The 7,435-nt window shown below is 71.1% G+C and carries 8 protein-coding genes; 5 read left to right on the top strand and 3 right to left on the bottom strand.

Going from position 1 to position 7,435, the window contains the following annotated elements:
• Positions 1–219 precede the first annotated feature (219 nt).
• Positions 220–813, top strand: coding sequence for a DUF5819 family protein (locus ACZ4XJ_RS33175; RefSeq protein ID WP_362879386.1), 594 nt, complete (start codon positions 220–222; stop codon positions 811–813).
• Complete coding sequence (locus ACZ4XJ_RS33170; RefSeq protein ID WP_468498329.1) at positions 810–2,021, top strand: HTTM domain-containing protein; 1,212 nt, start codon at positions 810–812, stop codon at positions 2,019–2,021. Before ACZ4XJ_RS33175 ends, ACZ4XJ_RS33170 begins: the two co-directional genes overlap by 4 nt.
• Here the strand turns inward: ACZ4XJ_RS33170 and ACZ4XJ_RS33165 are convergent.
• Positions 1,963–3,060: a DNA alkylation repair protein gene (locus ACZ4XJ_RS33165; protein WP_468498328.1), complete on the bottom strand. Its 1,098-nt coding sequence runs from the start codon at positions 3,058–3,060 to the stop codon at positions 1,963–1,965. The genes ACZ4XJ_RS33170 and ACZ4XJ_RS33165 overlap by 59 nt on opposite strands.
• Before the next feature lie 271 nt (positions 3,061–3,331).
• Between ACZ4XJ_RS33165 and ACZ4XJ_RS33160 the strand changes: the two genes are divergently transcribed.
• Positions 3,332–4,891 carry an APC family permease gene (locus tag ACZ4XJ_RS33160; RefSeq protein ID WP_468498327.1) on the top strand — a complete coding sequence of 520 codons (1,560 nt, stop codon included), beginning with the start codon at positions 3,332–3,334 and terminating at the stop codon, positions 4,889–4,891.
• A gap of 279 nt (positions 4,892–5,170) precedes the next feature.
• The gene (locus tag ACZ4XJ_RS33155; protein ID WP_362879378.1) at positions 5,171–5,452 is read left to right on the top strand and encodes a hypothetical protein; all 282 of its coding nucleotides are present in this window, start codon (positions 5,171–5,173) and stop codon (positions 5,450–5,452) included.
• 131 nt (positions 5,453–5,583) lie between these two features.
• Here ACZ4XJ_RS33155 and ACZ4XJ_RS33150 read toward each other — a convergent pair whose 3' ends face one another.
• A complete protein-coding gene (locus ACZ4XJ_RS33150; RefSeq protein WP_362879376.1) occupies positions 5,584–5,982 on the bottom strand; it encodes a VOC family protein in 399 nt (132 codons plus the stop codon).
• 186 nt (positions 5,983–6,168) lie between these two features.
• Here ACZ4XJ_RS33150 and ACZ4XJ_RS33145 point away from each other — a divergent pair, with 186 nt between their 5' ends.
• A complete protein-coding gene (locus ACZ4XJ_RS33145) occupies positions 6,169–6,750 on the top strand; it encodes a dihydrofolate reductase family protein (RefSeq protein ID WP_468498326.1) in 582 nt (193 codons plus the stop codon).
• 42 nt (positions 6,751–6,792) lie between these two features.
• On the opposite strand, the gene ACZ4XJ_RS33140 is transcribed toward ACZ4XJ_RS33145, so the two are convergent.
• Positions 6,793–7,164 carry a VOC family protein gene (locus ACZ4XJ_RS33140; RefSeq protein ID WP_384004180.1) on the bottom strand — a complete coding sequence of 124 codons (372 nt, stop codon included), beginning with the start codon at positions 7,162–7,164 and terminating at the stop codon, positions 6,793–6,795.
• Positions 7,165–7,435 lie beyond the last annotated feature (271 nt).

Raw genomic sequence — 7,435 nt, 5'->3', positions numbered from 1 at the left:
GGCAACGCTCAGGGCAACGTGCAGGGCAACGCCGCTGGTGGCGGAGCCCAGGGCAACGTCCAGGGCAACGCGGGCTGAGGCATGGGGACGGGGAGAGGCGGGAACGCGCCGACCGGAGATCCCCCGGAAGGCGCGGGCCGGCCCACCGGATCGCCGCATGACGAAGTCGCCGGGCCGGGCGCACTGTTCGGCCTCTCCCGCACCTCGGTGGGAATCATCGTGTTCGCTGTCGCGGCCGTCATGGTCGCGGCCGCCCTGCACATGACGATGCTCTTCCTCAACAACGCCCCACCGAACGCCCTTTCTCGGCAGCACGCCGCGGTCATCAACAAGTACGTCGCACCCGAGTTCACCCAGGAATGGCAGCTCTTCGCCCCCAACCCGCAGTCGGCGAACATCCATGTGCAGGCCCGCGCACAGGTCCTGATGCCCAACGGGCGTGACGGCCTCGGCCTCACCGAGACCGACTGGGTGGACCTCACCGCCATCGACGAGAAGGGGATCCTGCACCACCCCTTCCCCAGCGAAGCGAACCAGAACGAACTCCGGCTCGCCTGGACCAACTACATCTACTCGCTCGACGACCAGGGGCGCCCGATCGGCCAGTTCGGGGAGCTGACACAGCGCCTCCTGCTGCGCCTCGCCGTCGACCGACTGGAACCGCGGATCGACGGCGGCACCATCCGGTCCGTCCAACTGCGCTCGGCCGTCACACCGGTGGGGGCGCCCTCCTGGAGCGACCAGCGGATCGACACCCGGACCGCCTACCTGGTCCAGCCGTGGTGGGCCGTCGGGGCGGAGGACCTCAAGTGACCACGTACTCAGCCGTCACGCCGGGCCACACGTCCGAACCGCCTCCGCCCGCCCCCCCGCCACGCGGCATCCGTGCCACCGCCCGGCGGGGGATCGCCCGCATCGCCGTCGAGGCCGTCGCGCCGTACCAGTCGGCCGTCGTCCGGATCGGCTTCGCGGTCGCCTGGCTCGTCCTGCTGCTGCGCGAGTGGGTCCACCGCAACGCGCTCTTCGGGACGGAAAGCGCTTGGAGCTGGGGCATGGCCCGCGAATGGAACGCGAGCACCCGCGCCTTCAGCATCCTCCTGTGGAACGACGGCCGGCTGTGGTTCGAGATCGTCTACGTGCTGGCGATCGCCGCGGCGGTGATGCTGCTCCTCGGATGGCGGACCCGCACCGCCTCCCTGCTCTTCATGATCGGTGTGCTGGCCCTCCAGAACCGCAGTCCCTTCGTCGGGAACGGCGGCGACAACGTCATCCACGTCATGGCGCTCTACCTCGTGCTGACCCGCTGCGGCCGGGTCTGGTCGCTGGACGCGCGCCGGGCCGCGCGCGGCCACGACGGCGGCCGGGATCCGGTCGGGATCGTCCTGTGGGCGCTCCTCACGGCCGTGTTGGCCCTGGTCACCGGACTGGGCCTGCTGAGCACGGGCTGGGCGCTGCTGCTGTGGGGCTTCTCCCTGGTGCAGTTGGCGTGGTGGCTGGTGCGGCGCTACGCGCCGGGCGAGCCCCGCACCGTGATGGAGATGGTCGGGAACGTGGTGCACGCCGGCGCGATGTTCGTGATCGCGGCCCAGGTGTGCCTGATCTACGCGGCCTCCGGCTGGTACAAGATCCAGGGCTCCCTCTGGCAGGAGGGCTCGGCGCTCTACTACGTGCTGCACCTCGGCAACGTCACGCCGTGGCCCGCCCTGTCCCACTTCATCGCGAGCAGCGGTGCGATCGTCCTGCTGCTGACGTACGGCACGGTGCTCGTCGAGGTCGCCTTCCCCTTCACGCTCTTCAGCACCCGCCTGCGGACCGTGATGGTCCTGATCATGATGTCCATGCACGCGGGGATCGGGATCCTGCTCGGCCTGCCCTACTTCGCCATGACGATGATCGCGGCGGACCTGCTCTTCCTGCCGACCGTCCTGCTCCGCCGGCTGGGAGACGGCGTGACGCGCGCGGTCAGGGCCCGTCCGGGAGGTCCAGGCAGAAGCCGGCCTCTCCCCGCACCCGACCGTTGATCTGGAGCTGCACCAGGTGCTCGCCGGGGTGGTAGCGGCGGGTGGTGATCGGTTTGAAGGAGTGCCGCCGGCTGCCGGTGAGGGTTTCGCCGGGGGCCAGGGCGCGGGTGGTCAGTTTGAAGACCTTCGGGGTGCGGGTGCCGTTGGCCTTGACGTGGTGGATCACGTAGTCGATGACCAGCTCGGCCGGCAGCGGGCCGGTGTGGGTGACCTCGTACCCGAAGACGAGGTACTCGCCGACGGTGACGCGCGGGGTCGCGACGACCGGCCCGCGGACGGTGACGGCCACGTCGGGGGAGTGCCCCAGCAGCGCCAGCGCGCCGGGGTGGCCGGCCTTGATCAGGGTGCGCAGTCCGTGCCGTACGACGCGGTCCGTGGTGGCGGCGGGGTCCGAGCGCCACGCGGCGGCGGTCTCGACGGCGAGGTCGGGGTGGTCGCGGCTGATGTCGTTGAGGTGGTTGGAGACGGAGCGGCGCACGTACGCGGAGGGGTCGCGGTGGAGGGCGTCCAGTACGGGGACGGCCGGGCGCGGGTCGGCGACGAACGCCGGCAGCTGCGGGGCCCAGGGCAGCCGGGGCCGCGTGCCCTCACTGGCGAGCCGCCGCACGTGCGGGTCGGGGTCGCCGGTCCACGTCCGTACGACGGCCAGCGCGCGCCCGGGGTCGGCGCGCAGGAAGGGGCGTACGGCGGATTCGGCGGTGAGGCGGGGGGTGAGGTCGCGGAGCAGGGCGAGGCCGGGCTCGAAGGCCGCCAGCCCGCGCACCGCGACGGCCTCGTTGACGGGGAAGGTCATCCAGCCGGCGAACCCGGGGTCCTCCAGGGCGGTGCGGACGACGGCCTCGAAGGCCGGCCAGTCGTCCGGCAGGTCGGCGAGGACGGCGTCGCGGACGGCCGCGACGCGCGCCCCGTAGCCGAGGCCGTCCAGGGCTGCGGCGCAGGTGAGCAGGGCGGGAGAGCGGGGGGCGCGGGCCGCCCGGGCGAGCTTTCGGGCCAGGTTACTGACGGTATCCGCGCTGAGGAGCTCGTCGGCTGTGGGCATGGGGCCATTGTGGCGGCCGGGGCCTTGGTGGCGCCGGTCCCAAAATTTGCACGGGAAAGTTTTGATTGGGGCAAATCGGGCGCAGCTGCGGTTTCCGCATTCCGGAAGGTCGGGCCCGGAGCCTTCCGAAGCGCGATTGGATGCCTGAGTGAACCTTGTATTGCGGGAGTGTGAACAGTCCCGTCCTCGGGATTCCAAGGGATTTAGCCCTATGAACTACTGGACTTAAGCCCTCCGGATGAGGAAACCGCAGCGTCTAACGTCCTGACTCATGACACAGCTGGACGTTCGACCTCAGGTCGGAGACACGGTAAGCGGCGTGGCCGAGGGCGACGTTCGCGGCAAGGGGCTCGGCAAGGGGTCCGTCGGCCTGGTGGGAAGCGCCGTCATCGGCATCTCCACCGTCGCCCCCGTCTACTGCCTGACCTCGACCCTCGGCTCCACCGCCGGCGAGGTCGGCATGCAGATGCCGGCGATCTTCCTCGCCGGGTTCCTGCCGATGCTGTTGGTCGCCTTCGCGTACCGCGAGCTCAACAAGGCCATGCCGGACTGCGGCACCTCCTTCACCTGGACGGTCAAGGCCTTCGGCCCCCGCATCGGCTGGATGTGCGGCTGGGGCCTGGTGATCGCCACGATCATCGTCCTCTCCAACCTCGCCGGCGTCGCCACCTCGTACTTCTGGCTCCTGGCCGGCGAGATCACCGGCAACGAGTCGATCGCGGCCCTGGACGACAACAAGCTCGTCCACATCGTCACCTGCCTCATCCTGATCGCCGCCGCGACCGCCATCAGCTACCGCGGGATGACCGCCACCAAGGGCGTCCAGTACACCCTGGTCGGCCTCCAGCTCGCCGTCCTCGCGATCTTCGTCGCGATGGCCTTCCAGAAGGCCTCCGCCGGCACCTTCGACACCGGCCTGGACTTCTCCTGGTCCTGGATGAACCCCTTCGCGGTCGAGTCCATGGCGGCCTTCACCGCCGGACTCTCGCTCTCGATCTTCATGTACTGGGGCTGGGACGCCTGCCTGGCGACCAACGAGGAGACCACCGGCTCCACCAAGACCCCCGGCCGCGCCTCGCTCATCGCGATGGTCGTCCTCGTCGGCTCCTACCTGGCCACCGGCGTCGCCGCCCAGATGGCCGTCGGCTCCGGCGCCACCGGCCTCGGCCTCGGCAACCCGGACACCAGCGACAACGTCTTCGCCGCCCTCGCCGGCCCCGTCATGGGCCCGATGCTCGGCATCCTGCTCTTCGTCGCGGTCCTCGCCTCGGCGACGGCGTCGCTCCAGACCACCTTCATCCCCGTGGCCCGCACCGTCCTCGCCATGTCCACGTACGAGGCGCTGCCGCCCTCCTACGCCAAGGTCCACGAGCGGTTCAAGACCCCCGGCCGCGCCACCGTCATGGCGGGCATCGCGACCGGCGTCTTCTACACCGTGATGACCCTCGTCAGCGAGAACGTCCTCACCGACACGATCTTCGCGCTCGGCCTGATGATCTGCTTCTACTACTCGCTGACCGCCTTCGCCTGCGCCTGGTACTTCCGCGGCGAGCTGCGCCGCTCCGCCCGTGACCTGTTCTTCAAGGGCGTCTTCCCGGTCCTCGGCGGCCTGCTCCTCGCCACGGTCTTCTTCAAGACCCTGATCGACATGTGGAACCCGTCGTACGGATCCGGTTCCACCGTCCTCGGCGTCGGCAGCGTCTTCGTCATCGGCGTCGGCCTGCTCGCCCTGGGCCTGGTCATCATGATCGTCACCGAGCGTCGCAGCCCGGCCTTCTTCCGCGGCGAGATCCTCACCAAGTCCACCCCGGCCCTGGTGGTCGAGGACTGACCTCCGATCGCAGCGCCCGCCCGCCCGCCCGCCCGTGTCATCCCCGCGGCCCCGCACCGGTTCCTCCCGGCGCGGGGCCGCGGGCGTGCGGCGCGTCGGGCCGCGGGCGTGCGGCGCGTCGATGACCGGCGGCGAACGCGCGGGGGCGTCGTGCGGGGAAGTCGGGGGGCGTCGTGCGGGGAACGCGCGGGGCGTGCCGCGGGGAACGCGCGGGGCGGTTGTGGACGGAGTCGCAGTGACCCGGGGAGCGGCGGGGTCGTTGGGCGGGGCATGAATGCCATGAAGCGCACCCTTTCCGCCCTGGTCCTCACCGGCGGCGCCGCCCTCGCACTCACCCCCGTCGCCGCGTACGCCGACGAATCGCCGGTCGAGGCGCCCCCGATCACGCAGCGCGTCACCGACATCGTCGACCACCCGGGGCAGGCCGTCCAGGACACCAAGACCGCCGTCGCCGTGACCTCCCAGGCCGCCGGCTCCGCCTCCAAGGCCACCGAGGCCTCTCTGGCCGGCGCGGGCGGTGCCCTGTCCGCAGGACTCCCCAAGGCCCCGAGCGTGAACTGACCCCGACAACCCGAGGCGCCGACGCCGACCCGGAGCAGAACGTCCGGTTCGGCGGCGGGGTCGGGACGGGGGCGGGTGGCCGGTGGGCTGTGGGTGGCGGCGGGTGGGCTCAGCCCCAGGTGCGGGTGGGCTCAGCCCCAGGTGCGGGAGCAGAGCACCAACCGGTAACCGTCGGGGTCCACGACCGTGACCCCGTGCTCGTCCCAGTACGGGTTGTGCGAGGCCACCCGGGTCCCGCCACAGTCGATCAGACGCTGCACCAAGGCTTCGTCGGGCGCCTCCCCGAGGTAGACGACGAAGAGGTCGTCGAGCGTCGGCGCGGGCGCGAGCGGGCTCCGCGGATCCAGGGTGAGTTCGAAGTGCCAGCCTCCCCCGGCCGGCCCGACCATCACCAGATCGTGCTCCCCGTCGACCTGCCCCGAGGTCCGCCAGAGGACGTCAAGCCCGAGCCCGTCGACGTAGAACCGCTCCGCTGCCTCCAGGTCGAGGGACGGCCGCGCCACGCGGATGTGGGTCCGTGAATCGATCATGGCGGGAGACTACGGGCCCCCCGCCGGCGGCGATGGAACGGGCCCCGCATGTGTCAGGTGAACGGACCCCGGCCCCTCCAGTGCGACGCAGGTCACATTCCCTCGCCGATGACTTCCCGCCGTAGGAACGGTCTCTCCTTCCGTACCACCCACGTATCACCCACCTGAGGAAGAGGAGCGGGCCCCATGCGCATCGCCATCTGCGAGTTCATCAGCCTCGACGGAGTCGTGCAGGCGCCGGGCGGCCAGGGCGAGGACGATGACGGCGCCTTCGCCCACGGCGGCTGGTCGCACCCCTTCTTCGACCCCGAGGTCGTCGGCGGCGCCTTCGCCGAGTCCACGTCGAAGGCGCAGGCCCTGCTCCTCGGCCGCCGCACGTGGCAGACGATGGCGGCGGCCTGGCCCGGCCGGGCGGGCGACCCGTTCGCCGACCGGATGAACAGCATCCCCAAGTACGTCGTGTCGGGAACCCTCGGCGAGGACGACCTCGGCACCTGGCACCACACCACCCGCGTCCTCCTGGACGACGTACGCGAACTGCGCGCCAAGGGCGACGGCGACCTGCTGGTCATGGGCAGCCCCACGCTGGTACGCGGCCTGCTCGCCGAGGGACTCGTCGACGAGCTGAAGCTCATCGTCATGCCGGTGCTGCTGGGCGGCGGAAAGTCGATCTTCCCGGCGGACGGCGGCCTGCGCACCCTCGAACTCGTCTCCACCGTCACGAGCACCACCGGCGTGAACGTCTGCACCTACAAGCCGGTGGGCTAGCGGACGGCGTGCGGCCGAGGGGGTCGGACCGGCCGCCGGGAACTACCCCCGCTCGGCGGCGCTGCGCTCGACGCAGAACTCGTTCCCCTCGGGGTCGGCCATGGTCACCCAGCCGGTCCCGTCCGCGTTCCGCCGGTCACCGACGACCGTCGCCCCCAGGGCGAGCATGCGCTCCACTTCCTCGTCACGGGACCGGTCCTGCGGCTGGAGGTCGAGGTGCACACGGTTCTTCACTGCCTTGGCGTCGGGCACCGTCACGAACAGCAGCCCGGTCCCGCCGGCGGTGACCAACGCCTCGGGATCGCCGGGAAAGTCGTCGTCGGCCACGGTCCCGTCAAGGGCCCCGGCCCAGAACTGCGCCAGTTGGTAGGCGTCGGAACAGTCGATGGTGATGTGTCGCACGAGTGAGCTCATGGGCGGCACTATCGATCACGACCGGACCGGTGTCCACCGAGTTGATGGGGCGGGCGGGGGGCGGGAGCTGGGGGCGCCGGGGCCGGTTCTGGGGGCGGGGTCGGGGGTGGCGGAACCCCGTTGATCCGGATCAGGGCGGGTTTGGGGGGTTCCCGTCGGTCTTCGTCTCTCCGTGGCGGGCCGGTCCCTCAAGGGCGCTCCCTTCGGTCGCGTCGCTACGCGATGGCCTACGGCCACCCTTGACCGACCGACCCGCCACGGAAAAACGAAG

It is taken from the genome of Streptomyces sp. NPDC029836, from assembly GCF_055574495.1.
The sequence above is the reverse complement of the archived record's forward strand: the minus strand, read 5'-3'. Positions and strand labels throughout refer to the sequence as shown.